The organism is Pseudaestuariivita rosea, from assembly GCF_017592335.1.
GTDB classification, from domain to species: domain Bacteria; phylum Pseudomonadota; class Alphaproteobacteria; order Rhodobacterales; family Rhodobacteraceae; genus Parasulfitobacter; species Parasulfitobacter rosea.
Map to the genome: position 1 here is coordinate 55,024 of NZ_JACNMP010000013.1, position 23,935 is coordinate 78,958.

General features: G+C 58.0%; 27 protein-coding genes and 1 pseudogene. 18 read left to right on the top strand and 10 right to left on the bottom strand.

The window, feature by feature from the left end; all coding sequences use genetic code 11:
• The first annotated feature begins 69 nt into the window (after nt 1–69).
• The 3 genes from cysS to H7848_RS10695 all read left to right on the top strand — a co-directional run bounded on the left by cysS (nt 70) and on the right by H7848_RS10695 (nt 4,175).
• The gene (gene cysS / locus H7848_RS10685; RefSeq protein WP_208351070.1) at nt 70–1,551 is read left to right on the top strand and encodes a cysteine--tRNA ligase; all 1,482 of its coding nucleotides are present in this window, start codon (nt 70–72) and stop codon (nt 1,549–1,551) included.
• A 199-nt stretch (nt 1,552–1,750) separates the two neighbouring features.
• Nucleotides 1,751–3,367, top strand: coding sequence for a citramalate synthase (cimA, locus tag H7848_RS10690; protein WP_208351072.1), 1,617 nt, complete (start codon nt 1,751–1,753; stop codon nt 3,365–3,367).
• Between the two features lie 43 nt (nt 3,368–3,410).
• A complete protein-coding gene (locus H7848_RS10695; protein ID WP_208351074.1) occupies nt 3,411–4,175 on the top strand; it encodes a squalene/phytoene synthase family protein in 765 nt (254 codons plus the stop codon).
• Between the two features lie 2 nt (nt 4,176–4,177).
• Here H7848_RS10695 and H7848_RS10700 read toward each other — a convergent pair whose 3' ends face one another.
• Both H7848_RS10700 and H7848_RS10705 read right to left on the bottom strand, forming a co-directional pair.
• The gene (locus H7848_RS10700) at nt 4,178–4,579 is read right to left on the bottom strand and encodes a hypothetical protein (protein WP_208351077.1); all 402 of its coding nucleotides are present in this window, start codon (nt 4,577–4,579) and stop codon (nt 4,178–4,180) included.
• A gap of 21 nt (nt 4,580–4,600) precedes the next feature.
• Entirely contained in the window at nt 4,601–5,830 is a 1,230-nt protein-coding gene (locus tag H7848_RS10705) for an MFS transporter (protein WP_208351079.1), read from the bottom strand.
• 152 nt (nt 5,831–5,982) lie between these two features.
• On the opposite strand from H7848_RS10705, the gene H7848_RS10710 reads away from it, so the two are divergent.
• From H7848_RS10710 to H7848_RS10720, 3 genes are all read left to right on the top strand, one after another.
• Nucleotides 5,983–6,612, top strand: a complete 630-nt coding sequence (locus H7848_RS10710) for a DNA-3-methyladenine glycosylase family protein (protein ID WP_208351081.1) — start codon at nt 5,983–5,985, stop codon at nt 6,610–6,612.
• Nucleotides 6,609–7,277 carry an alpha/beta hydrolase gene (locus H7848_RS10715; protein ID WP_208351089.1) on the top strand — a complete coding sequence of 223 codons (669 nt, stop codon included), beginning with the start codon at nt 6,609–6,611 and terminating at the stop codon, nt 7,275–7,277. Before H7848_RS10710 ends, H7848_RS10715 begins: the two co-directional genes overlap by 4 nt.
• A 728-nt stretch (nt 7,278–8,005) precedes the next feature.
• Nucleotides 8,006–8,413 (top strand): hypothetical protein, encoded by a 408-nt coding sequence (locus H7848_RS10720; RefSeq protein WP_208351091.1) that lies wholly within the window; start codon nt 8,006–8,008, stop codon nt 8,411–8,413.
• 557 nt (nt 8,414–8,970) lie between these two features.
• Here H7848_RS10720 and H7848_RS20310 read toward each other — a convergent pair.
• From H7848_RS20310 to H7848_RS10750, 6 genes are all read right to left on the bottom strand, one after another.
• Nucleotides 8,971–9,264: an exopolysaccharide biosynthesis protein gene (locus H7848_RS20310; RefSeq protein ID WP_208351201.1), complete on the bottom strand. Its 294-nt coding sequence runs from the start codon at nt 9,262–9,264 to the stop codon at nt 8,971–8,973.
• A 46-nt stretch (nt 9,265–9,310) separates the two neighbouring features.
• Nucleotides 9,311–9,526 (bottom strand): exopolysaccharide biosynthesis protein, encoded by a 216-nt coding sequence (locus H7848_RS20185; protein WP_208351099.1) that lies wholly within the window; start codon nt 9,524–9,526, stop codon nt 9,311–9,313.
• Between the two features lie 63 nt (nt 9,527–9,589).
• Nucleotides 9,590–9,925: a NirD/YgiW/YdeI family stress tolerance protein gene (locus H7848_RS10735; RefSeq protein ID WP_208351105.1), complete on the bottom strand. Its 336-nt coding sequence runs from the start codon at nt 9,923–9,925 to the stop codon at nt 9,590–9,592.
• Between the two features lie 51 nt (nt 9,926–9,976).
• Complete coding sequence (locus H7848_RS10740; RefSeq protein ID WP_208351107.1) at nt 9,977–10,114, bottom strand: hypothetical protein; 138 nt, start codon at nt 10,112–10,114, stop codon at nt 9,977–9,979.
• 83 nt (nt 10,115–10,197) lie between these two features.
• Nucleotides 10,198–11,031, bottom strand: a complete 834-nt coding sequence (locus H7848_RS10745) for a sensor histidine kinase (RefSeq protein WP_237072696.1) — start codon at nt 11,029–11,031, stop codon at nt 10,198–10,200.
• 318 nt (nt 11,032–11,349) lie between these two features.
• The gene (locus H7848_RS10750; RefSeq protein WP_208351109.1) at nt 11,350–12,027 is read right to left on the bottom strand and encodes a response regulator; all 678 of its coding nucleotides are present in this window, start codon (nt 12,025–12,027) and stop codon (nt 11,350–11,352) included.
• Between the two features lie 692 nt (nt 12,028–12,719).
• On the opposite strand from H7848_RS10750, the gene H7848_RS10755 reads away from it, so the two are divergent.
• Nucleotides 12,720–13,061, top strand: coding sequence for a hypothetical protein (locus H7848_RS10755; RefSeq protein WP_208351112.1), 342 nt, complete (start codon nt 12,720–12,722; stop codon nt 13,059–13,061).
• A gap of 152 nt (nt 13,062–13,213) precedes the next feature.
• Complete coding sequence (locus tag H7848_RS10760) at nt 13,214–14,101, top strand: helix-turn-helix domain-containing protein (RefSeq protein ID WP_208351114.1); 888 nt, start codon at nt 13,214–13,216, stop codon at nt 14,099–14,101.
• Nucleotides 14,102–14,210: 109 nt separating this feature from the next.
• On the opposite strand, the gene H7848_RS10765 is transcribed toward H7848_RS10760, so the two are convergent.
• On the bottom strand, nt 14,211–15,134 hold the full coding sequence (locus tag H7848_RS10765; protein WP_208351117.1) for a LysR family transcriptional regulator: 924 nt from the start codon (nt 15,132–15,134) through the stop codon (nt 14,211–14,213).
• 106 nt (nt 15,135–15,240) lie between these two features.
• Here H7848_RS10765 and H7848_RS10770 point away from each other — a divergent pair, with 106 nt between their 5' ends.
• The 9 genes from H7848_RS10770 to H7848_RS19840 all read left to right on the top strand — a co-directional run bounded on the left by H7848_RS10770 (nt 15,241) and on the right by H7848_RS19840 (nt 22,874).
• Complete coding sequence (locus H7848_RS10770) at nt 15,241–16,173, top strand: VOC family protein (RefSeq protein ID WP_208351122.1); 933 nt, start codon at nt 15,241–15,243, stop codon at nt 16,171–16,173.
• 4 nt (nt 16,174–16,177) lie between these two features.
• Nucleotides 16,178–16,804 carry an alpha/beta hydrolase gene (locus H7848_RS10775; RefSeq protein WP_208351124.1) on the top strand — a complete coding sequence of 209 codons (627 nt, stop codon included), beginning with the start codon at nt 16,178–16,180 and terminating at the stop codon, nt 16,802–16,804.
• A gap of 96 nt (nt 16,805–16,900) precedes the next feature.
• On the top strand, nt 16,901–17,146 hold the full coding sequence (locus tag H7848_RS10780; RefSeq protein ID WP_208351126.1) for a DUF1427 family protein: 246 nt from the start codon (nt 16,901–16,903) through the stop codon (nt 17,144–17,146).
• 25 nt (nt 17,147–17,171) lie between these two features.
• Complete coding sequence (locus H7848_RS10785) at nt 17,172–17,879, top strand: hydrolase (RefSeq protein ID WP_208351129.1); 708 nt, start codon at nt 17,172–17,174, stop codon at nt 17,877–17,879.
• 76 nt (nt 17,880–17,955) lie between these two features.
• On the top strand, nt 17,956–19,656 hold the full coding sequence (locus H7848_RS10790) for an amidohydrolase (protein WP_208351132.1): 1,701 nt from the start codon (nt 17,956–17,958) through the stop codon (nt 19,654–19,656).
• A gap of 72 nt (nt 19,657–19,728) precedes the next feature.
• Nucleotides 19,729–20,028, top strand: coding sequence for a GNAT family N-acetyltransferase (locus tag H7848_RS10795; RefSeq protein ID WP_208351135.1), 300 nt, complete (start codon nt 19,729–19,731; stop codon nt 20,026–20,028).
• Nucleotides 20,012–21,628 carry an MFS transporter gene (locus H7848_RS10800; RefSeq protein ID WP_208351137.1) on the top strand — a complete coding sequence of 539 codons (1,617 nt, stop codon included), beginning with the start codon at nt 20,012–20,014 and terminating at the stop codon, nt 21,626–21,628. Before H7848_RS10795 ends, H7848_RS10800 begins: the two co-directional genes overlap by 17 nt.
• 13 nt (nt 21,629–21,641) lie before the next feature.
• On the top strand, nt 21,642–22,232 hold the full coding sequence (locus tag H7848_RS10805) for a histidine phosphatase family protein (RefSeq protein WP_237072697.1): 591 nt from the start codon (nt 21,642–21,644) through the stop codon (nt 22,230–22,232).
• A gap of 429 nt (nt 22,233–22,661) precedes the next feature.
• Nucleotides 22,662–22,874: a hypothetical protein gene (locus H7848_RS19840; protein WP_237072702.1), complete on the top strand. Its 213-nt coding sequence runs from the start codon at nt 22,662–22,664 to the stop codon at nt 22,872–22,874.
• Here the strand turns inward: H7848_RS19840 and H7848_RS19845 are convergent.
• A pseudogene (locus H7848_RS19845) lies at nt 22,797–23,147 on the bottom strand (recombinase family protein); the annotation flags it as partial. The gene H7848_RS19840 and the pseudogene H7848_RS19845 sit on opposite strands and share 78 nt — an antisense overlap.
• A gap of 280 nt (nt 23,148–23,427) precedes the next feature.
• On the opposite strand from H7848_RS19845, the gene H7848_RS20315 reads away from it, so the two are divergent.
• Entirely contained in the window at nt 23,428–23,649 is a 222-nt protein-coding gene (locus H7848_RS20315; RefSeq protein ID WP_419555506.1) for a helix-turn-helix domain-containing protein, read from the top strand.
• The last annotated feature ends 286 nt before the right edge of the window (nt 23,650–23,935 follow it).

Consider the following 23,935-nt stretch of genomic DNA (forward strand, 5'->3'; position numbering starts at 1 on the left):
GGCCGTTCTTCTATTCCATCTATCCATCGAAGTTGCTAAGTCCGCCGCGACCCCGCGTGTGAGGACCCTATGACAACGATCAAACTGACTAACACGAAGACCCGCCAGAAAGAGGTCTTTGAGCCGCTCGACCCCAAAAACGTGCGCATGTATGTCTGTGGGCCGACGGTTTACGATCGTGCGCATCTGGGCAACGCGCGGCCTGTGGTGGTGTTTGACGTTCTGTTCCGGTTGCTGCGCCACGTCTATGGCGCGGATCACGTGACATATGTGCGTAACTTCACGGATGTGGATGACAAGATCAACGCCCGTGCGGCTGAAACCGGTCGTGCTATCGAGGATATCACGGCTGAGACGGCCCAATGGTATCTGGACGACATGGCCGCCATTGGTGCGATGGAACCCACGCATATGCCCCGCGCCACGCAGTACATCCCGCAGATGGTCGCGATGATTGAGGGGTTGATCGAAAAGGGACACGCGTATGAGGCCGAGGGCCACGTTCTGTTCGCCGTCGAAAGCTATGAAAACTATGGCAAATTGTCAGGTCGGTCGATCGATGACATGATCGCTGGCGCACGGGTCGAGGTCGCACCCTACAAGCGCAACCCTATGGATTTTGTGCTGTGGAAGCCCTCGACCGATGATCTGCCAGGGTGGGACAGCCCGTGGGGCAGGGGGCGGCCCGGTTGGCATATTGAGTGTTCTGCCATGGCGGATGATCTGTTGGGCGAGACCTTCGACATCCACGGCGGCGGGATCGACCTGCAATTCCCGCACCATGAAAACGAAATCGCCCAATCCATGTGCGCCCACCCCAAGGGCGATTTCGCCCGCTACTGGCTGCATAACGAGATGCTGCAGGTCGAAGGCAAGAAGATGTCCAAGAGCCTGGGCAATTTCTTCACCGTCCGCGATCTGCTGGATCAAGGCGTACCGGGTGAGGTGATCCGGTTCGTGATGTTAAGCACGCATTATAGTAAGCCGATGGATTGGACGGAGAAGAAGCGGGAAGAGGCGGAACGAAGGTTACGGAAATGGGCAGAGCTATTCGAAGACCCAATGTTAAATATTGGCAGGCCTTGGACCGGAGGCCCAATAGCTAAACCGCCTAAAGAAATCGTCGATGCACTTGCCAACGATCTCAACACATCACTTGTGCTGACTAAACTCAATGAGTTCGCCAAAAAAGCTAAGGTTTTCGAGCTTGCATCATCGCTCATTTTCTTGGATTTTAACCCGGATGCACTTGTCGCGAGATTTTGCAATCCTCACGTTCAGATTAGAACTACGGACTATGGTGTTACTTCGAATAGTGGCCGGTCGTTCGGTTCGTCAACGCGTTCGCATCAATTGTACAGGCTGAGGGAGTTGAGCAAACGTCTGAGAGAACTTCATACTCAGGCAATGGAAACCAAAGATTTTTCTTTGGTCGATAACTTTAAATCAGTTTTGGTGGAGGCAGGCGTAGAGGTCCGAATGTCCAAGGAAGGCGTCGATTTAAATGCTGGGCCAAACTTCAATCCTACCAAGCTAGAGGCCTTGGAATGACAGTCGCAGCTTTGTCCAGCGTCCGACACGCACGGGAAGGGCGAGAAGCGCCCGCCCCGTGGAGGGGCGGGTCGGGCGCTATCTATGACGCATGCGTCATGGATATTCGGAAAGCATATGTCTTATTCTGCGCAGTCCCAGACTTGATCCGCGACCTCATGGAGTTTGAGTGGCCGGGGCTGCGGCAGGGGGACAGAGCATGACGAAAGAACGGCTCTATCTCTACGACACCACGTTGCGCGATGGGCAGCAGACGCAGGGGGTGCAGTTTTCAACGGCCGAGAAGGCTCAGATCGCGCAGGTGCTGGATCAGCTTGGCATCGACTATATCGAAGGCGGTTGGCCCGGGGCGAACCCGACGGACAGCGAATTTTTCGCCAGCCCACCAAAGACGAACGCCCGAATGACCGCCTTTGGTATGACCAAACGGGCAGGGCGGTCGGCTGAGAATGACGATGTTCTGGCCGCAGTTATGAACGCGGGCACCGACAGCATCTGTCTGGTCGGTAAGACCCATGATTTTCACGTCACAGACGCCCTTGGAATCACGCTCGACGAAAATATCGACAATATTCAGGCCTCGATCCACCATATCCGCAGTCAGGGCCGCGAGGCGATCTTTGATGCCGAGCATTTTTTCGACGGCTACAAGTCCAATCCGCAATACGCTTTGGAATGTGTGAATGCGGCCCACATCGCTGGCGCTAGATGGGTTGTCTTGTGCGACACAAATGGCGGCACATTACCCCATGAAATCAAACAGATAACCCGCGAAGTTATTGCAGATGGCATCCTTGGTGCCGACCTTGGAATTCATACCCACAACGACACAGAAAATGCTGTTGCCAATACTCTGGCCGCCGTTGATGCGGGTGTGCGGCACATCCAGGGCACGTTGAACGGGCTTGGTGAACGCTGCGGCAATGCCAATCTGACGACGCTTATCCCTTTGTTATTGCTGAAAGAACCCTATGCCAGCCAGTTTGAGACCGGCGTGACTTTGGACGCGTTGCAGGGCCTGACGCGTGCCTCGCGTCTGCTGGACGATATCCTGAACCGCGTGCCGCAAAAGCAATCGGCTTTTGTTGGTGCCAGCGCTTTTGCCCATAAGGCCGGTCTGCACGCCAGTGCGATTGTGAAAGACCCGGCAACATACGAACATGTCGACCCTGCATTGGTGGGAAATTCCCGCATTATCCCGATGTCAAATCAGGCGGGGCAATCGAACCTGCGCCAGCGTCTGGCCGAGGCAGGTTTGGAGGTCGCCAAAGATCATCCCGCTTTGCCGCGCATTCTAGAGCGGATCAAGGAACGAGAGGCCTTGGGTTACAGCTATGATACCGCGCAGGCGTCCTTTGAGTTGATCGCGCGTGAAGAACTGGAATTGTTGCCGCAATTCTTCGAGGTCAAGCGCTATAAGGTGACGGTCGAGCGGCGGAAAAACAAATACGACCAGATGGTGTCACTTTCTGAGGCGGTTGTTGTCGTAAAGATTGGCGACGAAAAGATGCTGTCAGTCAGTGAGAGCATGGATGAGATCGGCAGTGATCGGGGACCCGTCAACGCGCTGGCCAAGGCGCTTGCCAAGGATCTGGGGCCTTACCAGGATGTTATCGATGACATGCGGCTGGTGGACTTTAAAGTGCGGATCACCGATGGCGGGACCGAAGCGGTGACGCGGGTGATCATTGATAGCGAAGACAGTGCCGGGCGGCGATGGTCGACGGTGGGTGTGTCGCCGAACATCGTTGATGCGTCTTTTGAGGCTTTGTTGGATGCGATCAACTGGAAGCTGGTACGCGATAGCGCCGGTTGAGACAATCGGATTTTGAGTATTTGGGGAACAATAAAGGTGACGCATGAGCTTTGAAGCCTGCGCTGCGCTGGTCGAGCGGGCGGACCCGGATCGGTTTCTGGCAACAATGGCTGCTCCGGTTTCAGCGCGGCGGGTCTTGTTCCCGTTATATGCGTTTAATGTCGAGGTGTCGCGCGCGCCTTGGGTGACGGCTGAACCGATGATCGCCGAGATGCGCTTGCAGTGGTGGCGCGACGCACTGGAAGAAATCGGGCAGGGGGGTGCCATCCGGCGGCACGAGGTCGTCGATGCGCTGGCACCTGCACTGGACGCCCAAGCTGTTGGATTGCTGGACGAACTGATCATGGGCCGTCGGTGGGACATCTATAAAGATGCCTTTGAAGACAAGAAGCATTTTGACGATTACATCCATGCCACCTCGGGTCATTTGATGTGGGTGGCCGCACGGGCTTTGGGGCAGGGGGATGAAACCGTCGTGCGCGATTATGCCTATGCCGCCGGGCTGGCGAACTGGTTTGTCGCGATACCGCAGCTTGAGAAATTGGGCCGTATGCCGCTGGTCGATGGACGGCCTGAAGCGGTGAAGGCGCTTGCCGTGAAGGGGCTGCAGAAGCTTAAGACCGCTCGGCAAAATCGGTCTCTTGTCGGAAAATCTGCGCGGCCTTCGCTTTATGCCGGATGGAAATCTGATTTTATCTTGTCAAAGGTTGCACGGGATCCCGGCGTTGTTGGCAGGGGGGAACTGCAGTCCAGTGATTTTTCTGCCCGTCTGCGGTTGCTGATGACGGTTTTGACGGGGCGTTGGTGAGCTTAGGCAAAGGCCTTTTCGGCGCGGATTGCATTGATCAGATCGCGTGCTTGATCCCGATTGTAGTTGATGTTTGTCGATGACAGCACGCGTTTCATTTTACCGTTTTTCTTACGCACCAGAACGATTGTTTTGTCTTTGCCCTGGTCTTCGACCGTCAGATCGTCGATCGACCAGGATCTCATACGCATTCCGTAAAGATTGTAGAATTCAAGCTGCTTGTTTCCGTAGCGTACCAGAGGTTTGTTCAAAGAAAGTATGCCGACCAGCAAAGCGGCGGCTGATCCGAAAAACATGCCGAAGTTCATAAAGCCGGTCGATAGGGCAAAGAATGCGAAGATCAGAATGCCGCTGCCAATGACGATGCAGAGCCAGGCGATCCATCGTTTGCTATATATTTCCATTCAACCCACCATGCTTTATAATCAGGTCACTTCCTTGGGGCGCATCACCAGCCAGATCAAGGCACCGCCCGCCAATACCAGAAACGGGATCATCGCAAGATTAACTGCTGTCCAGCCCTGCACAACATCGCCGCCTGAACAGTTCATCAAGCCACCGGATGATAACGATGCCAAGGTCACACATCCAAACACGATCATGTCATTCATACCCTGCACACGACCGCGTTCTTCGGCGGTGTGTGCATCAGCCAGCATAGCCGTCGCGCCAATAAAGCCGAAATTCCAACCGATCCCCAAGAGAAACAGCGCAATGTAGAAGTTGCCCAGTTCCACACCCTGCAAGGCCACGGCGCCTGCGGCCGCCAAAATAATCAGCCCCGTCGCAATGATCTTTTCCACCCCAAAGCGTGCGATCAGGTGACCTGTGAAAAACGACGGGGCGAACATGGCCAGGACGTGTCCCATGACAACGTTCGACGCCGCAGATTCCGTGAAACCGCAGCCGACGACGGCCAACGGAGTCGACGTCATGACCAGATTCATCAGGGCAAAGGACACCATTGCGCAGATCACAGCGACAACAATCTTGGGATCCTGCAGCAGCATGCCAATACTGCGTCCGGCTCGTGTTGATGATGTGGGTTTTGGTGGCGTCGGGATATCAAGACCGAAGAAAATGACCAGGCCGACGGCATTGAAAAGGATGGCCACCAGGTAAACGTTGAAATAGCGCATATGTGTTGCGTCGGCATTCCCTTCGGTCAGCAGGCTGACAATCTGCGGGCCAATGATTGCAGACACCAGCCCGCCCGCCATGACATAGGATATTGCCTTGGGTCTAAAGCTTTCTGATGCGGTGTCAGCAGCGGCAAAGCGATAAAATCCCTGCGCGGACATATATATGCCGGTCATGTAACTGCCGATCAGGAAAATCCAGAAATTCTCCAGCACAATACCATAGGCCGAAACGGCGCTGCCGATCAGGCCACCGGCTGCGCCAATCAAGAAGCCTGTGCGTCTGCCGCGGACCTGCATCACCTGGCTGAGCCAGGGTGCTGTGGTCATTGACCCGAAAACGATCAGTGAAATCGGCAAGGTTGCCAAACATGGGTTTGGTGCCAGCAATTGACCAGCCAGGCCACCGATGACGAATATCATCGTGATCTGGCTGCCCAGAATGGCTTGGGCTGCAACCAGCGTTATGACATTCTGCCAGGCGCGGCGATCGGTGGATGATGGGGTCGTCGACATGCCAAACCGGTATAAGGTTCATGATGTATTGACAAGATTGCGTCCCAGACCACGCGCGTTTTTGCGATAATGTCGCATCGTTATCGCAGCGAGACTTGTAACATGCCTTTGTTCTCCATAGTCATTCAACAAAGGTATTTTGTTGGAATTGCATGGCACTGCACATCATAGAAACAGAAGAAGACGTAGCGCTTGGGACTAAGTGGCTGGCGACAGCCGATGATCGTTTTGCGCACGCCCTGGAAAAAACCGGTCCCTTACCCCTAAGGCGGCGAAGCGATGGGTATCAGCAGTTGCTGAGCGCGATTGTCAGTCAGCAGGTCTCAGTCGCTGCGGCCACTGCGATCTGGTCCCGTCTCAAGGCCGCGCGGTTGACCGGTCCCCGCAAGGTCATGTGGGCGTCTGAGGATGATCTGCGGGCCTGTGGTTTAAGTCGGCAAAAAATCCGATATGCCAAAGCCTTGGCTGAAGCCGGCATTGATTTTAAGGAATTACGTCATCGGGAAACAGACGAGGTTGTGAAAACTCTGATAGAGGTCCCCGGGATCGGGCGCTGGACGGCCGAAATCTATGCGATGTTTTCGCTTGGCCATGCTGACGTATTTGCCCCCGGTGATCTGGCACTGCAGGAATCTGCGCGTCTGCTTTTCGATCTGGACGAACGGCCAACGGAAAAAGAGCTGCGTCAGATGGCGCAGGATTGGTCACCCTGGAGATCGGTTGCAGCGCGCTTGCTCTGGTCGTACTACCGCGTGGCAAAGAATAGGGAAGGGATCAGATGACACGGGTTTTGCAATCGGGCCGTCGTGAGCCTTTGTCGGGACAGATCAGGTCTGTGGTTGTCTTTCTACACGGATACGGGGCGAATGGTGCCGATCTTTTGGGTCTGGCCGATCCATTGGCCGAGCATATGCCTGATACGCTTTTTATTGCACCCGATGCGCCGGAAAGCTGTCTGGGGGCGCCAATGGGGTATCAGTGGTTTCCCATTCCCTGGATCGACGGGTCGTCGCAAGAGGATTCCGAGGCCGGCATGGCCAACGCAATCGACGATCTGAACGCTTTCCTGGATGGTGTGATGGTGGATGAAGATATCCTGCCCGAACAACTGCTGTTGTTCGGCTTTTCCCAGGGCACAATGATGGCCCTGCATGTTGCGCCACGTCGTGATGACGCGATTGCGGGCCTGGTGGCGTTTTCGGGTCGCTTGCTGGATCCTGAAGCATTACCCGAAGAAACAACTGTGCGCATGCCGATCCTGCTGGTCCATGGCGACCAGGACGATGTTGTTCCGCCACAAAGCCTGCCTCAGGCCGCCCAAGCCCTGCAAAACGCCGATTTTTCAGATGTTTACGCCCATATCATGAAGGGAACTGGGCACGGAATAGCGCCCGATGGTTTGTCTGTCGCGCTGGCATTCATGCGCGACAGACTGGGATATCTTTAGAAAACGCGGGTCAGCCAGCGGGATTGGCCAGTTTGATTTCACGCCGGCCGTCCTTGTTCAGACCGTTGGCATGTACCGCCCGCAAACACGTCCATCAGACCTGCCTGCCAGACTATGCGATCCATACAGTGATCCACATATCGTGTGGGGCGGGCATCCTGACCCCCAGCCAAATCGACGAGATACTGGCCGACATGGTGCGCCGTCGCATCCTGCGCCGCTGGCCGCTACCGAAAGCCCACACGGACGGTCACACGCCTTGGACGTGCGGCCCGCGAGCATACGCCGGCCGACTTTGCCAAGTTCCTGATCGAAACCTGCCGATCGATCGACATGGCCAACCAGATCTGGTTGGCCAACTCGATTTGTTTGGGTCGTGATGCAGGTCGATCCCAGAACCTACACCAAAGCCGTGCTAGAAGCGTCCAGCGCACGCAACAGCGAACGGCTTGTGCTAATGGCCCTGCTGCACTGTCTTGAGTACGAGGCACTTACAAGCCCGCGCGTCCAAGGACCGGCTATGAGCGGCATCGCAGGCCGATCATGGTCGCCATGGATGAGACAAACCTTTATTTCGGGCTGCATGACGTCAAGAAGGTGCCTGCGCTGGCCGACCTGTGTTCGCGCGGCAAGCATTCGGCGTAGAGCTGGTCGGATGTTCTCAGGGCGTGAGTGAGGTATCGACCCGCTTTCGGCGTAATCTGGGTGCGGCCTACGTGCTGCGGCAGATGGGCAAGGCCGATACGACGGCGGCGGCAGAATTGGTAAATATGTCAAATGACGAAATCAAGGCATTGAAAAAATTCAATATTTTTGTTGAGCGAAACGGCGAAGTGAAAAAATGCGCACGCGCAAATTTTAATTTTCGCCGCCATTTCCTGCGCGGCAGGAAAATCGCCAAATTCCTGCCGCGCAGCTTTTGGGCCATTTTCGGCCCGGTTGACAAACCCCTTCCCGATCTGCCAGCGTATGGGCCTCACTCAAGAGGAGACCCCATGTCAAAGGCCAAAGTCAGAAACGCAATGACAGTTATTGCCCTCTCAGCCGGGGGCATTTTGCTGGCCCGCGCACTTCCTGATATGTGCGCCTCTAAGTTGCTTGAAATCAAAAAGAACCCGCGTGTCCAACTGGCCTGACCGCGCAGCTTCTGGCGCGCGACAGCAAGGGTTTGGCGGTGGGCGGCAAGGGCCACCTCAAGCGCCTTGATGGTGCGCTTGAGGTGCCAACGACCGTCCGCTAGGGTGACAGAAAGGCGTTTGGGCATATTTGGGGTTGAAATCCATATGTTGTGTCTGTATCGTATCCTTGCCATATGTCGGAGTTCTCTAATGTTGAGATCGCAGTGTTCGCAAAATCAACAACTTAGTATTTTTTGTTGATGAGATTCCGCGTAGAGGACGTTTTCCAGTTCTGCGTTCAAAAGCCGATCTTCAGAATGAGGCGATCGCCGTCTTACATGCGGGACGAAGCTAACCTTCGCTGCGTTCGCGCCAGCGACTGCTTTATGTGGGTTTGCCGGAAACCGGCGTTTTGGCCTGTGAGAGAAACGACTAAGTTTTGACCTTCTCTTTCTCAGCCGCGGAGCTGCTCTGAGCTCTCCAGATGGCGTTTCAGCTCAACCTATCTGTGCTTTTTCAAGCCGCAAGATTGGGTCAGACCTATTTGTAAGATAGCTGCTGAGTTCAGGTTGCCGTTAGCTCCCTACGATCATTGTACCTGTTGTCCCAGCGATTGCGCAGACCATTAGCCCTGGAATTAGTGCCGCAAGACCGTCGCGTGCGGTGAGGGCCATTGCTATCATTAGAACGACGGCTGCCAAAGTCATCCCCGCAAACGGGACAATTTCCAGAAACGACATTGTCAGGCCGAGGGCAACGCAGGTGCAAAGCAGTAAGGCGCGCGCCGGGCAGCGTGTGAGCCAAACCCAGAGGCGGCTGAAGACGGTTTCGATGACCCTTCCACCCCGTCGACGCGTCGCACCCGGTATTCAACCGCTGAATGTGAACCACCTGGCGACGGACGCGTGCTGGTAACTATGTGGTCCGCCGCCCTAGCAAAAGCTGCATCGATAATGCTGCAATCGACAACCCGCAGGCCGTCGTCACGAAAGGGATGCCCCAAAAGGGGCTGACGGCGACACAGGCTGCCGCCATCAGAAGGGAGAGTGGCCCAAGCCGACTCAGCCGGTCGGATATCTCACCGACCGACATCTGCCTCTTCAGCTCTCGGCCACGGTTCAACCGTACCATTGCGCGCCAGTGCGTGGCTGCGCACAGGATCGGGCCCGGCGGATGGATGGTCCGCCCTTTTGGTTATTCGTAGCGGCGGTCCAAGGTGATCTCCGTTCCGTCGGCGCGCGTGAGCGTCCGGGCATAGATTTCACGGGGGCCAAGGTCGTCATCGACAAACCCGTTTACGGTGATCTTCTCGCCCACGTCCGCTGGCACCCAGTTGGGCCCCACGTATATGCGGATAGAGCCGGTTGCGTCGGCGAGACGGAATTCGTCCTCATCGGTAATACGCTCGACCGTGCCTTGCACCGTCACCATGGTGCCGCGTTGCGCATCGGCGATGGCGGTGACCTGATTGGCCAGAGCCGGGGTGGTTGCAAGGGCTGCAAGCAGTGCGGTTCTTGCGAAGAGCTTCATTCTTTTTCTCCTGAATTCCAGATGGTGTGTTCGGTCGGCGTCGCGTTGTGACTAATCGAGGGCGACAATCAACAGGACCACGATGGCAATGCCTGCGATGGCCAGCCAAGCCTTTGGCATGCGGATTTCAACCTCTCCTGAGAGCCACGCACCAGCTTTACGCAGGTCGACTTTGTAAGAATCATTCATTGTATTTCTCCTGTTTCAATGGGTCTTAGTGACCCGCTGAGAGAAGATATGGATGGTCCGTCTGACGGCAATCTGACGGGCTGTCAGATGTTCAATTCTTGAAAGGTCAAAATGAACGCGCATCCGCCATCTACCAGGGTCTGCACCTTGATCTTGCCACCCTGCGCCCGCTGGAGGCGATCCACGATTGCCAGACCGAGACCCGCCCCGCCAGGCGCCGCATCCGGCCCGCGCCAGAACGGTTTGAACAGCTCGGTCGTGGACGCCCTAGAGACGCCCGGACCGTGATCGCGCACGACAATAACGGGAGCCGGCCCGACCGTGATCTCAACCGGTCCCGGACCGCCATGCAGAATGGCGTTCTCGACAAGGTTTGACAGCGCGACCTCGACGCTTTCTGCGTCTGCATTGGCTAGAGCCTGGCTTTCGGGCAATGACAACGCAAGATCAACGCCCCTAGCGTGGGCAAACGGCGCAAGACCCGCGACAACCGTTTCGGCCACTTCGGATAGGTCAATCGCTGCGTCCTGCGGTACGTCCACGGCCTCCGTGCGCGACGCGGCCAGAACCTGCTGGACCGTGCGTGACAAGGTGAGGAGGTCTGAGCGAAGGCGGTCTGTTGTCTCGCCCGGTGGCAACGCGTCCAGTCGGGCCACAAGAACTGCAACAGGGGTGCGCAAGGCGTGGGCGGCCTCAGCCGCATTGCGCTTTTCACTGGCGAGGGCCTGGTCCAGCCGGTTGAGCGCCCTCTGGGTCGCATCCACCAGATCGGCGACCTCGGCAGGGGCATTTTCGATGGTGGGCGGCGGCACGTCTGTACCGGGCTTTATGGAGCGGGCCCACCTTGCGGCCGCGGCCACCGGCACCAGACCGCGCCGCAGAAAGACCGCGCTGGCGATGATCAGAACCAGCGCCATGGACATCACGGGCAAAGGGCGGGATCAGGTCGGCATTCGTCGTCTCCAAAACCGCGCCGCCGCGATCCACCACTGCAAACGCATAGGCGGCGGGGTGGTCCGCATAAAGAGATCGCAGGTCTGCATCTGGCGGGACGGACGTGCCGTCCATAGATACCTGCAACCGTTCGATCTCGTGGATAAGGGCCTCATTTTCCAATTCCCGCTGGTCGGAGCCGTAGTAGAGTCCGACAATCGCGATATTCAGAACGACAACAGCCGCGGCGATCATCGTCAGCCGCCGGGTCAGGCGTTGCGCGAGGGAGGGCGCGTCCTTGTTCATGATGTGGCTTCTCGCGGAAGCATCCATCCAATCCCTCGCACCGTGACAATCGGGGGTGTGCCCTGTACTGTTTCAAGACCGCGTCGCAACCGCGACACCGCAGCATCCAGTGCATTCGGGCTTACCTCATCGTCGAAGCCATAGATCGCTTCTTCGAGGACACGCCGCGCGACAACCTGACCCGTCGCCCGCATCAAGTGCTCCAACACGGCCACCTCTCGGCGCCCGAGGGTCACGGGCGTATCGTTCATAGTGACACTGCGGGCAGCCGTATCCAATTCCAGCATCCCGATCCGGAGCAGCCTGTCAGACCGATCTCCCGGTCGTCGCAACACCGCCCGACAGCGCGCCACGAGTTCCTGCATCTCGACCGGTTTGACCACGTAATCATCAGCCCCTCCATGCAGGCCCGCCAGACGGTCTGTCAACTGATCCCGTGCCGTCAGCACGATGACCGGCACCCGCCCATCGCGGCGCAAATCCGGCAACAGCTGCAACCCGTCGTCATCGGGCAGGCCGAGATCCAAAAGCACCAGAGCGTAATCTGCCAATCTTGCTATTTCGCGCGCGTCTTCAGCCGTGCCGACATGATCAACCGTGAAGCCAGCACGTTGCAAAGCATCCTTGACAGCATCCGCCAAAGGCATGTGGTCTTCAACAAGCAAGACGCGCATCTTGAAATGATCCTTCAAACAAATTGGTACAGTAGCTGTATAGTGCGAGGCAACTGTGGATGGCATGATTGCTAGGCCAGGATACGGTTCCGCGCTGATATGAGACAAGTTAAGGCTTTTGTCGTTGCGTAACCTGACCAAAGCTTGACGATGTAAAGCCGAAGTCAAATCGGAGTGTGCGCAGAATGTGATGCGTAGCGCTTCGTCCATTGCCCGCCTGAAAGGCGACGAATGGGTGAGATCGGACAGAAATCCGTTGTCAAAACCTATGCGGCACACACAGTGGTTTTGTTGCATGTGGCGGCCAGACCAACGTCGGTCAATCAAGTTGTCTGTCACGGCTTCCCAAACGAGAAGAGGCTGGATGGAGGCGATATCGTGAACGTCGATGTGACGCTTGTCGTCGGCGGACAATCCTGCTGTTTGGACCGGGGTATGGAACATCCGCGCAATATAGCCTCGCGTGTCTGGTCAGAACGACATAGGTCGAGCAGATTCATGGCTGGATTGTTGTTCGTCATCTCAATCCAGCGCTCGTTAGCGTAGATCTTTGCATCGGGTCATAGGATCCAAGCAACGGCTGTCTGTGACGTTACGTTGTGAATAACCGTGATTTCGAGAGGATTGTGAAAGAAACCGCCGGTTGATCGCTGCATTCTAAAAAAAACTGCTTAGGTCGGAGTGCCCCCATCATGCCAGGAGACTATTCCACCACGCTTGGCGAACACCTGAACTGCAATTTTGTGCTATGTGCGTCGTTGTATTTTCGTCTTCTGGTGATCGACGCGCGCGCCCAGGATCCGCGGTTCTTCGCATGGCACGGGGCGCTGCATGATACCGCGCGTAAACTCTGTGCGCTTGCTGAACCCAATACCAACAGAATCGATGTCGCAAGCCAGCTTCGCGCGGGGGCCACTGACCTTATTCACGGGCTGCGTGATACTGCGGATTTGGCAGAAAGGCATGTCGATACTACATTGGCAGAGGAAATAGAGGCGTATGCTGACCATATCGAAGCCGAAACAAATCTGTAGCTGATGTGGCGGGGTTAACTAAACACGCAAAAGCTGTGGTGGATCGCTCGCAACTCCCAATCGGAGGGGTGTATCACCGTCATGGAAACTGGCAGTGAAGATCGCTTATCGAGAATGACACCAGCGGCGACACGAAATTGAGAGAGAGCGATATGTCGACCCAATTCGATCAGACTGTTTTACCGAAGTATATGAATGGCTTTCCAAACATGCCGCATGAGCACGATTTGGGGGATATCCGGCTGATCCTGCTGCCGCCCGGTTCGATCGACACGCATAACAGGACGTCTGTCAATCACCTTGATGTTAATCTTGCTGGTGCTATGCATGAGTTCTCGTTCAACTCAGATCGCACTAGATCGGAGTTCATAAGCGGTGAAACTATAGCGTTTGCACCCGCAGGAACAGAGTACCGTCTGACCGTTCAGAACCCACTGCCTGGCTGCCTCGTTGAGGTGAATGAAAGGCGGTGGAACGGTTGGCTGGAAGAGGGAGAAATCCCAAGAGAGCGTCTTACCGCCTACTTTTGGCGTAAAGATGGCGTATCGGCTGAATTGGCAAGATCCGGAATTCGTCATCTGATGCGGGCTGCCCACTCCGGCGTTCCGACTGATAGACTAACGGTTGAGGCGCTCGCTCTGGGCATTGCCGCACGCGGGATGGCGCAAATGACGGTCCGCGATGGCGACATTGACGCCGAAGTCGCTCGATGGTCGCGCTATGCACGGCGCATGGAGATCAACCGCGCTATCGACCTGATTGAGGCTCGACTGTGCGACTCCGACCTCTCCATCGCGGACCTCGCCGACACAGCCTGCCTGTCCTCATCGCGCTTTTCATCCGTATTCCGCTCCATGATCGGAGAGTCGCCCTACGCCTTCATCCTGCGCCGCCGCGCGGAGTTTGCGCGCGACCTGATCATCGGCACCCGCGAGCCACTGTCGCAGATCGCCTATGACGCAGGCTTTTCCAGCCAGGCGCATATGACCGTGGTGATCCGCCGTGTTTTTGGCGTGACACCTGCGGCGATGCGGAACTAGGGTCTGAGGGGACAGGCATGTCATAGACACCCTCCGTGTCCCTGTTTGGCCGGATTACCCCCAAAGAATACGGTGTCAGCGACACGAGATGCGGGCGGCCGGGCGGGGGTCAGGCGTTATCCACAGTGAAATCGAAGCCGTCGAAATCCTTGAGAAACGCTTCAAAAAAGTCCGTGAAGGCAGACACCAGCGGCGGCAGTCGCGCATAGGGCGGATAGGACAGCGACAGCCACAGGGGGGTCACCTCCCAATCCGGCAGCACCGCGACGACCGCGCCCGACCGTAATCCCTTGGCCACCAGAAAGTCCGGCAGAACGGTGATCCCCTGACCACGACAGGCGAGGGCATAGAGCACCTCGCCGTTATTGCTGATGATGCTTTCCCCGGCCTTGAACAGGCGGGTCTCGGCGCCACGGCTCAACCGCCATGTCTCCGCCTGCTGACCATGCCCGTAGGAGAGACAAAGGGCCCTTGGCAGCGCCTCCGGCGCGGGGATTGGGCCGTGCGCCTCAAGGAAGCTTGGCGCGGCCACCATGGTGCGCGGGATCACGCAGACTTTGCGCCAGATGCTTGACTGGTCCTTGGGTGGCATCGAGATGCGCACGGCAAGATCGCAGGTCTCGGTCAGGATGTCGGTGAGTGCATCGCTGAGGTGGATGACAAGATCGACCGTTGGATAGGCAAGTCGAAAGCTTTCGATCAGGGCTGGCATCAACCGCATCCCAAAGGACATGGGAACATTGACCGACAGCCGGCCGCGTAGCGGATTGGCGGCATCGGACAGCTCCGCCGCAACGCGGTCGAACTCCGCGATGACGGGGGCGTAACGCCCTGCGATCCGGGCACCTTGCGATGTCAGAGAGACCTGCCGGGTCGTCCGCAAGAGCAATTGGTGACCCAGATCCTCCTCAAGCCGCGCGATGATGCGCGTTACGGTGGCGGGCGTCAAATCCAATGCCTTTGCCGCTTGCGCAAAGCTCAGATGTTCGGCGACGGTCAGGAACACGCGGATAGCTTTCAGATCTTGCAGCATAATTATTTCATTGCTTATAACAGATTATGGTTAACTGTTATCATTCTCTTTTGGAATACGCACCCCATTTATGGTCCAAGGAATAAAATCTGATGGAGCGAAAGAAATGGACAAGCACATCAAAGGCTTGCATCATATCACGTCGATGGCGGCAGATGCGCGGGAAAACAACGCGTTTTTCACCAAAACGCTTGGCCTGCGCCACGTCAAGAAGACCGTCAACTTCGACGATCCCGGCACCTACCACCTGTATTACTGCGACGAGATCGGGACCCCCGGTTCTGTCATGACCTATTTCCCCTTCGGCATGATGCCAAAAGGGAAGCGCGGCGCGGGTGAGGTCGGCGTGACCGAGTTTGCGGTGCCCAAGGGTGCTTTGCCCTATTGGAAGGACCGCCTGTCGATGCTGGATGTCGGCGGTTTGCGCGAAGACACTTTCCTTGGCGAAGCGCGGTTGGAGTTCGACGGCCCCGATGGGGACGGTTTTGCCCTGGTCGAGAGCGACCCGGCGGGCCGTGCTCCCTGGACTGGCAGCGATGTGCCCGAGGGCACCGGCATTCTGGGCTTTCACGGCGCGCGGTTCCGCCTGCGCGATGCGGCGTCCACGGGCGAGCTTTTGGGCTTCATGGGCTACCAGAAGGACGAGACCGCCGGAAATGTCACGCGCTACCGGATCGAGGGCGGCAATGCCGCTGACACCATTGATCTGGAGGAAATCCCCGGCGGGGCCTCTGCCTATCAGGGCGCCGGATCGGTGCACCACATCGCCTTTGCGGTCGAGGATCGTGCAGCACAACTTGAGGTGCGCAAGGCACTGTTGGACACGGGCTATCAGGTCACGCCGGTGATCGACCGCGACTACTTCTGGGCAATCTATTTCCGCACGCCCGGCGGCATCCTGTTCGAGATCGCTACCAATGAGCCCGGTTTCGACCGGGATGAGGACACCGCCCATCTGGGTCAGGCCCTGCAATTGCCCGAACGTTATCGCGCCTACCGCGAGCGGATCGAGAAGCAGTTGCAGCCGATTGAAGGATAAGACGATGGAGACCGACAGCTACATCACCAAAAGCAAGACGCCCGCCCCCGGCGCGCCGCTAGTCTTTGCCTTTCACGGCACGGGCGGGGACGAACACCAGTTCTTCGATCTGGCCGCTGACATGTTGCCGGGGGCGGGCATCGTCTCGCCCCGCGGGGATGTGTCCGAGATGGGCGCAGCACGGTTCTTTCGCCGCACGGGCGAAGGTGTCTATGACATGGCCGATCTTGCGGCACGGACCGAGAAGATGGCCGCTTTTGTGACCAACTGGAAGGCAAGACACCCCGGTGCGCCGGTCTATGGCTTTGGCTATTCGAACGGGGCGAACATCCTTGCCTCGGTGATGATGGCGCGCCCGGATCTGTTCGACCGTGTGGGCCTGCTGCATCCGCTGATCCCCTGGGACCCGGCGCCTCAGCCGGGGCTGAAAGGGCGGCAAGTTCTGATCACCGCAGGTCAGAACGATCCGATCTGTCCCTGGCCCATGACGCAGTACCTGATCGACTGGGCGCAGGCGCAGGGGGCGGAGGTCACGACCGAGATTCACCCCGGCGGGCATGAACTACGCCAGGCCGAGATCACAGCCCTTGGCGCACTGATGGGGCGCAAGCTGGCACCCGTCGGTAGCTGAGCTGCCAAATGTGAAAAACTTCAGGCCGGATGTGAAATCGGCTTGGAACGCAAAAGGTTACGAAAGCAGAAGACTTTATCGCAAGGAGACCTGACCATGACTTGGCAACCCTATGTCATATCACTGCTCGCTGGCCTCGGTGTCGGCGTAATCTACGGATTGCTAACCGTCCGATCCCCGGCCCCACCGATCATCGCCCTGCTTGGCCTGCTTGGCATGTTGGCCGGGGAGGCGGCGGTGCAGTGGTTACGCGGGCACAGCGGTGCGGTGGCTGACGCCTTGCACCTGAAAACCTTCTCGACTGCGGAACACCGCCGCGAAGACTCAAACCCAAAAACCTGAAACCTCGAAACAGGAGACCTGACCCATGTCTAAAACCGAAGTCCTCACCCCTGAAAACAGCCAGCTGATCTTTATCGATCATCAGCCACAGATGGCGTTCGGCGTGCAATCCATCGACCGTCAGACGCTCAAGAACAACACCGTGGCGTTGGCCAAGGCGGGCAAGATTTTCGACATCCCGACGATCATCACAACCGTCGAGACCGAGGCGTTCTCGGGACACACCTATCCAGAACTGCTGGATGTGCATCCCGATGCCCCGCTTCTGGAACGCACCTCGATGAACTCCTGGGACGATCAGAAAGTGCGCGATGCACTGGCCAAGGGAGCCGCGGAAGGGCGCAAAAAGATCATCGTTTCCGGTCTGTGGACTGAGGTCTGCAACCTGACCTTCGCGCTCAGCGCCATGAACGACACGGATTACGAGATCTATATGGTCGCCGATGCATCCGGCGGCACGTCCTTGGACGCGCATAACTACGCCATGGACCGCATGGTCCAGGCGGGTGTGATCCCCGTGACGTGGCAGCAGGTGCTGCTGGAGTGGCAGCGCGACTGGGCGCGGCGCGACACCTACGACGCCGTGATCGGCCTCGTGCAGGAGCATTCGGGTGCCTACGGCATGGGCGTCGATTACGCCTACACCATGGTGCACAAGGCCCCGTCGCGGAGCACGCACACTGGGGAGGTGCAAGCCCCCGTGCCAGCAGGCAACGCCGTAGCGGCCGAATAGCCACCCACGACCTTTGATCGCGCCCACCTGCGGGCGCGGTTTCCCTTCAGTTTCATCCAGAACGACGGAGCACGCCATGGCCGATACCATTCTTTTCAACGGCAAGATCACCACGATGGACCCCGACCGGCCAGAGGCGACAGCGGTCGCGCTGAACGGGGGTCTGATTGCGGAGGTCGGCTCGGACACCGACATCCTTCGCCTGAAGACCGCCGACACAAATGTTATTGATCTTGGCGGTCAGCGCGTGATCCCCGGCTTGATAGACAGTCACACGCATATCATCCGGCAAGGCAATAACTTTGCCATGGAGTTGCGGTGGGATCATGTGCCTTCGCTCGCCGATGGTTTGCGGATGCTCAAGCAACAGGCGCAGCGGACGCCAGCGGGTCAGTGGATCCGTGTGGTTGGCGGTTGGTCGGCGGATCAATTCGCCGAAAAGCGCCTGCCCACGATTGACGAGATCAACGCCGTGGCCCCCGATGTGCCGGTCTATGTGCTGCACCTGTATGACCGTGCCTGGCTGAACAAGGCCGCTTTGCGCGCGCTTGGCATCGACAAGCATTTCTATGAGCCCTTCGTTTCGGGCCGTCTGGAGCGTGATGATCAGGGCAATCCCACGGGCCTTGCGATGGCGCGCCCGAACGCGCAACCGCTCTATGCGCTTCTGGACATGGCGCCGAAGCTGGATTTCGAACAGCAGGTCACCTCGACCAAGCACTATTTCCGCGCGCTCAATGGCCTTGGCCTGACCTCTGCGCTGGATTGTGCGGGCGGGTTCCTGAACTATCCCGATGATTATGGCGTCATCACCGAACTGAACAATCGCGGCGAGCAAACCGTGCGCATCGGCTATCAGCTGTTTGCACAGCGGCCCACGCTGGAACTGGACGATTTCAAACGTTGGAATGATGTCGTGAAACCCGATGAGGGCGACGATTACCTGAAATGTGTGGGTGCTGGCGAAATGCTGGTGGCCTCGGCCTATGATTTCGAGGATTTCAGCTATCCGCGCCCCGAATTGTCCCAGCGGATGGAGGGCGACCTGCGCCCGGTGCTGGAATTCCTGTTCGAGAACTGCTGGCCAATCCGCTTTCACTGCACCTACGAAGAAAGCGCGCACCGCCTTCTGAAGGTTGTCGAAGAGGTCGGCCGCGACAAGGGGCTGGAGGAACTGAACTGGATCTTCGATCACGGCGAAACCGTGTCCGAGGCGACGATGGAATGGGTCGCGCGGCTGGGTGGTGGCATCAGCTATCAGAACCGGATTGCGTTTCAGGCCACCTCCTATCGCGACCGTTATGGGCAGGACGCACTGCATGACGTGATGCCGGTCAAGAAGATGATGGCCTCTGGCGTGCCGCTGGCGGCGGGCACCGATGCAACACGCGTGTCCTCCTACAACCCGTGGCTCGCGATCCACTGGGCCGTTTCAGGCAAGGGGCGCGGCGGCGATGTCATCTGGCAAGCGGCAAACCGGCTGGATCGGCATGATGCGCTGCGCCATTGGACCGCAGCGGGCGCGTGGTTCAGCCGCGAGCAGCGCAAGAAGGGCCAGATCAAGGCGGGGCAGTTCGCTGACCTCGCCGTGCTAGATCGCGATTACTTTGCCGTGCCGGAGGATGACATCATCAACATCGAGGCCGACCTGACATTCACAGGCGGCAAGGTGGTGCATGCCAAAGGGGCCTTTGCTGACCACGCGCCCGCACCACTACCGGAACTGCCGGATTGGTCGCCCGTGCCTGTGTTCGGCGCGCCGGGGGCGGCAGCCTGATTATTGACGACTGACCCGATAAACACTGCGGGCCGCATTACAGACCCGCAGATATACCTGAAAGGAAACACCATGGCCGATATCATCATTACCCGCACGGATACCGACACAAAGGCACGCTATGCCGCCATCATCGACGGTGTTGAGGGGGAGGGCGAGCTGACCCTCTCCAAGGTCTCTGACGCGCTGATCATCGCCGATCACACCGGCGTGCCCGACAGCATGCGCGGCATGGGTGTTGCCGGTGCGCTGGCCGAACGGTTGTTCGCCGATGCCCGCGCATCAGGTCAGCGGATTGTACCACTTTGCCCCTTTGTGCGTGGCTATGCCCAGAAACGTCGCGAGGAGACGGCCGATGTCATCCAGTGGTAGCACCCCTGCGCCTGCCGCCGCTACGCCCGCACCGGGGGCCTTTTCGCCCTTCGGTCATAAGGCCTTTGCGCTCCTTTGGACGGCAACACTGATCTCGAATATCGGCACCTGGATGCACGATGTCGGGGCAGGCTGGCTGATGACAACACTCAGCCCCAGCCCCGCCGTCGTCACATTGGTGCAGGCGGCGACAACGCTGCCGGTGTTTTTGTTCGCGCTCTACGCTGGCGCGTTGGCGGATCGGCTGGACAAACGGCGGATGCTGATCACGATCAATGTGATCCTGTTCTTCGTCATCTCGGTGCTGGCCGTGCTGGTCTGGCTGGAGGCGATGACGCCGCTTTTGCTGATCCTGTTCACGTTGGCCATCGGTACGGGGGCGGCCTTCATGGCGCCCGCGTGGCAGGCCATTGTGCCGCAACTGATCCCGCGCGAGAAGCTGAAACCGGCGATTGCGCTGAATTCCATGGGCATCAACATCAGCCGCGCCATTGGGCCTGCGGTGGCGGGCATTCTGATCGCAAGCGTCGGTCTGGCCGCGCCCTTTGCGCTGAATGCAGCCAGCCATGTCGTGATCATCGTAGCACTTCTGCTGTGGAAACCCGCAGTGGCGACGGGCACCCAGTACCATGGCCCGATCCTGGGCGACATGGCGACCGGATTGCGCCACGTGCGCAACAACGAGGCGTTGCGGGCCACGGCGATCCGCGCGGGCGCGTTCTTTGTCTTTGCGTCGGCCTATTGGTCGCTGTTGCCCCTGATCGCGCGGCAGGCCGAGGGCGGTGGATCGCAGCTCTATGGTACGCTGATGGCGCTGATCGGCGGCGGCGCCGTCACCGGCGCATTGCTGTTGCCACGCCTGCAAAAACGGCTGAGTTCGGACATTGCCGTGCGGGTGGGCACGTTCGGCACCATTGGCGCGCTGCTGATCATGGCGGTCTCGGCGGCGCCGCTCGCGCTGATGCTGGCGGCCTTTGTCGGGGGGGTGTCGTGGATCACAGTCCTGACCTCGTTCAACGTCTCGGCGCAGATGGCGCTGCCCAACTGGGTGCGCGCGCGCGGGCTGGCCGTGTTTCTGATGGTGTTCTTCGGCTCCATGGCGCTTGGCTCGGTGATCTGGGGGCAGGTTGCGACGGCCACTTCCGTTTCGGTCGCCCTGATCGTCGCGGCCGTTGGGCTGGCGCTTGGCATCGTGGTCACGCGGGGGTTTACCGTGGGGCAGGCGGAAACATCCGACCTGACGCCATCGGCGCTCTGGCCCGCCGCCCCTGTGCTGGCCGGAGGGCAAAGTGCGGACAAGCGGGCGATGGTCACGGTAGAGTATCAGGTGCGCGCGGATCAGACGGCGGAATTCCTTGCGACGCTGCATCTGTTTTCCAAGGAGCGCCTGCGCGACGGGGCAACCCAATGGTTCGTGCACGAAAGCGTGGAGGCGCCGGGCCTGTGGATCGAAACCTTCCATCTGCCCAGTTGGTCCGAGCATCTGGAGCAGCACCAGCGTGTGACGCAGGACGACGCGGATATCCAAACCCGTCTGCACGCCTTCGATACGCGCGCCGATGGTCCCGTGGTTCGCCATTTTGTCAGCCCTGCCGAGTGAAAGGAATTGCATGATGCTCAACAGAACACTCTCACGGCGTACAGCTCTGCTCGGCCTTGCCAGTGTTGTTGCCTTACCGGTCGCGGGGACGGCACGCGCCGACACACTGGACAGGCTACGCGCGGGCGGTCAGGTGATCTATTTTCGCCATGGCGCAACAACGTGGTCCGGCATCGACCGCATCGAATGGCCGCGCGACCGCCAACGCCTGCTGTCGGCAGAAGGGGTCAGCCAGTCGGAAGTGATTGGAGCTGCCTTCCGCGCCAAGGGCATACCGGTCGGTGAGGTTCTCGCCTCCCCATTCGCGCGCTGCCGCGATATGGCCGAAATTGCTTTTGGCCGGGTCGAGGAACGGATGGAACTTCTGGGCCTGTTGTCGGACGATGCCGGGCGAGCGGACCGGGTCGCTTACCTACGGGGCCTGTTGGTAAACGGCCCGACCGATGGCACCAATCGCATCGTAATCGCCCACCGCTCTAACATCGCGACCGTTGCCGGGGTCAGCTTGGCAGAGGGCGAGGCAGTCATTCTGCACCCCGACGGTCAGGGCGGTTTCAGCGTGGGGCAAACGCCAATGCCCGACGAGTGGGCCGCAATAAGCTAGGTGTTTGATCCCAGGGTTTGATGGTGTGACGCTTTCGAGGGAACGGCAGTTCTCGCTGCCGCAAAGCCGCATCATTAATAGAGCATGTGCAGCGAGTTCTTCACTGCGTGCGCGCACGGCAAAAGGCGGGACTACATCTTATCTTCCGACGCGAAGATGGAGAGATTGTGCGGGAAGCACCGGATGGCACGCAAACATTGCTTGGCTATCGCGATGAGGATTACATCCGAGGCAAACGAAGAGCTGAGAGCAGGCATCGTGGAAGTAAAGGCTGACCGGCCAGGCTACCCGTCGTCCTCTACGGTGCGTTGTAGCTCGGCTATCAGGGCCTGTGCTTCGGCGGTAGGAATGTCTGTGGTCAGGCGCGCTATGCGTGGGTCCAGCGCCCGATAAACCGTCATTCTGGAAACACCAAGATCTCTTGCTATCTTGGGCCTTTGGTCGGCCAGCTTTGGCAAGTCGCCGAATTTCATCATCGTCGACTTGTTTCTTCCTACCTTTATAGGCACCTCTATCTCTTGCGGCATCAATGCCGGCACGTTGTCGATCCCGTATGAACTTCAATTCCATGTCCGCGACCATGCCAAGAACGGTCACGACAAGCCGCCCCAAGTCACCAGCGGTCGTCACTTCCGGTTCTAGGATGCGCAACGATGCGCCTTTGGAATCAAGATCGTGAACCAAGTTGAGGACATCGCGGGTAGATCGACCTAGGCGATCAAGACGATGTACGACCAGCTCGTCACCTTCTCTCAGGAACTCCATGATCGTTTCAAGTTTAGTTCTGCCATCGCGCGATGCGCCGGAACCCGTTTCGGAGCGGATGATTTCACACCCGCAAGCTTTCAACTTCTCAATTTGAATTTCGAGGTCCTGGCCCGATGTACTGACGCGGGCATATCCGATGCGAGGCATTTCTTGTTCCGTAACAATAGGGTGGTTATCTGGAACATACTGTCACAAATGCCGTCGCGCCACTTATTTGTGACACTACGGGATGTAACATCACGGCGCACCATAAGGGTATACTCCATTGTGACGACAAACACAGTGCGCACTGGCAAGAATAGCGAGAAATTGGCCCTCTTTTCAGAATAACGACAATTACAAATCTATAAATTTGTCATAAAATCAGATACTTGACTCGATTTGAATGGCAGCTTTCAATACCGCCACAATCTTGAAAGCTGTTCCAATGACGGATGCCTACACTAAATTGAAACGCGACCTGCACAAAGCAGGCATATCTTTGCGATCCATTTCTCGCGATGTCGGCGTGTCGCACACAGCCGTTACCGATGTCGCGCGTGGTGCGCGGCGATCAAGGCGGATTAAACTGATCATCGCGGAACGACTTGGCACGGTGCCATCCAGCATTTGGCCCGAACGATATCAGAACATGGAAGGAATGCTATGAGGACGCACTAAAATGACGAAAGCCCATGTGCTGTAACACATAGGCTTTCAGATGGTCTTGTGACGGTTTTCTCGTCGTCAACAAGATCATCTCCAACTCAAACGCAAAGTCAAGGCTGACACTCGATTTTTCGAGCCCCCTTGTCGTGCCTTGCCATCAGGAGACGATCATGACCCAAAAAATACAGACCTGTGAAGAACGAGAGTGACAGCGAGCCTTTGACCTACGGGCGGCGCTCGCACCATTTTTACAGACAGGTTTCAACACCCGCGGGGCATTGCGAGAC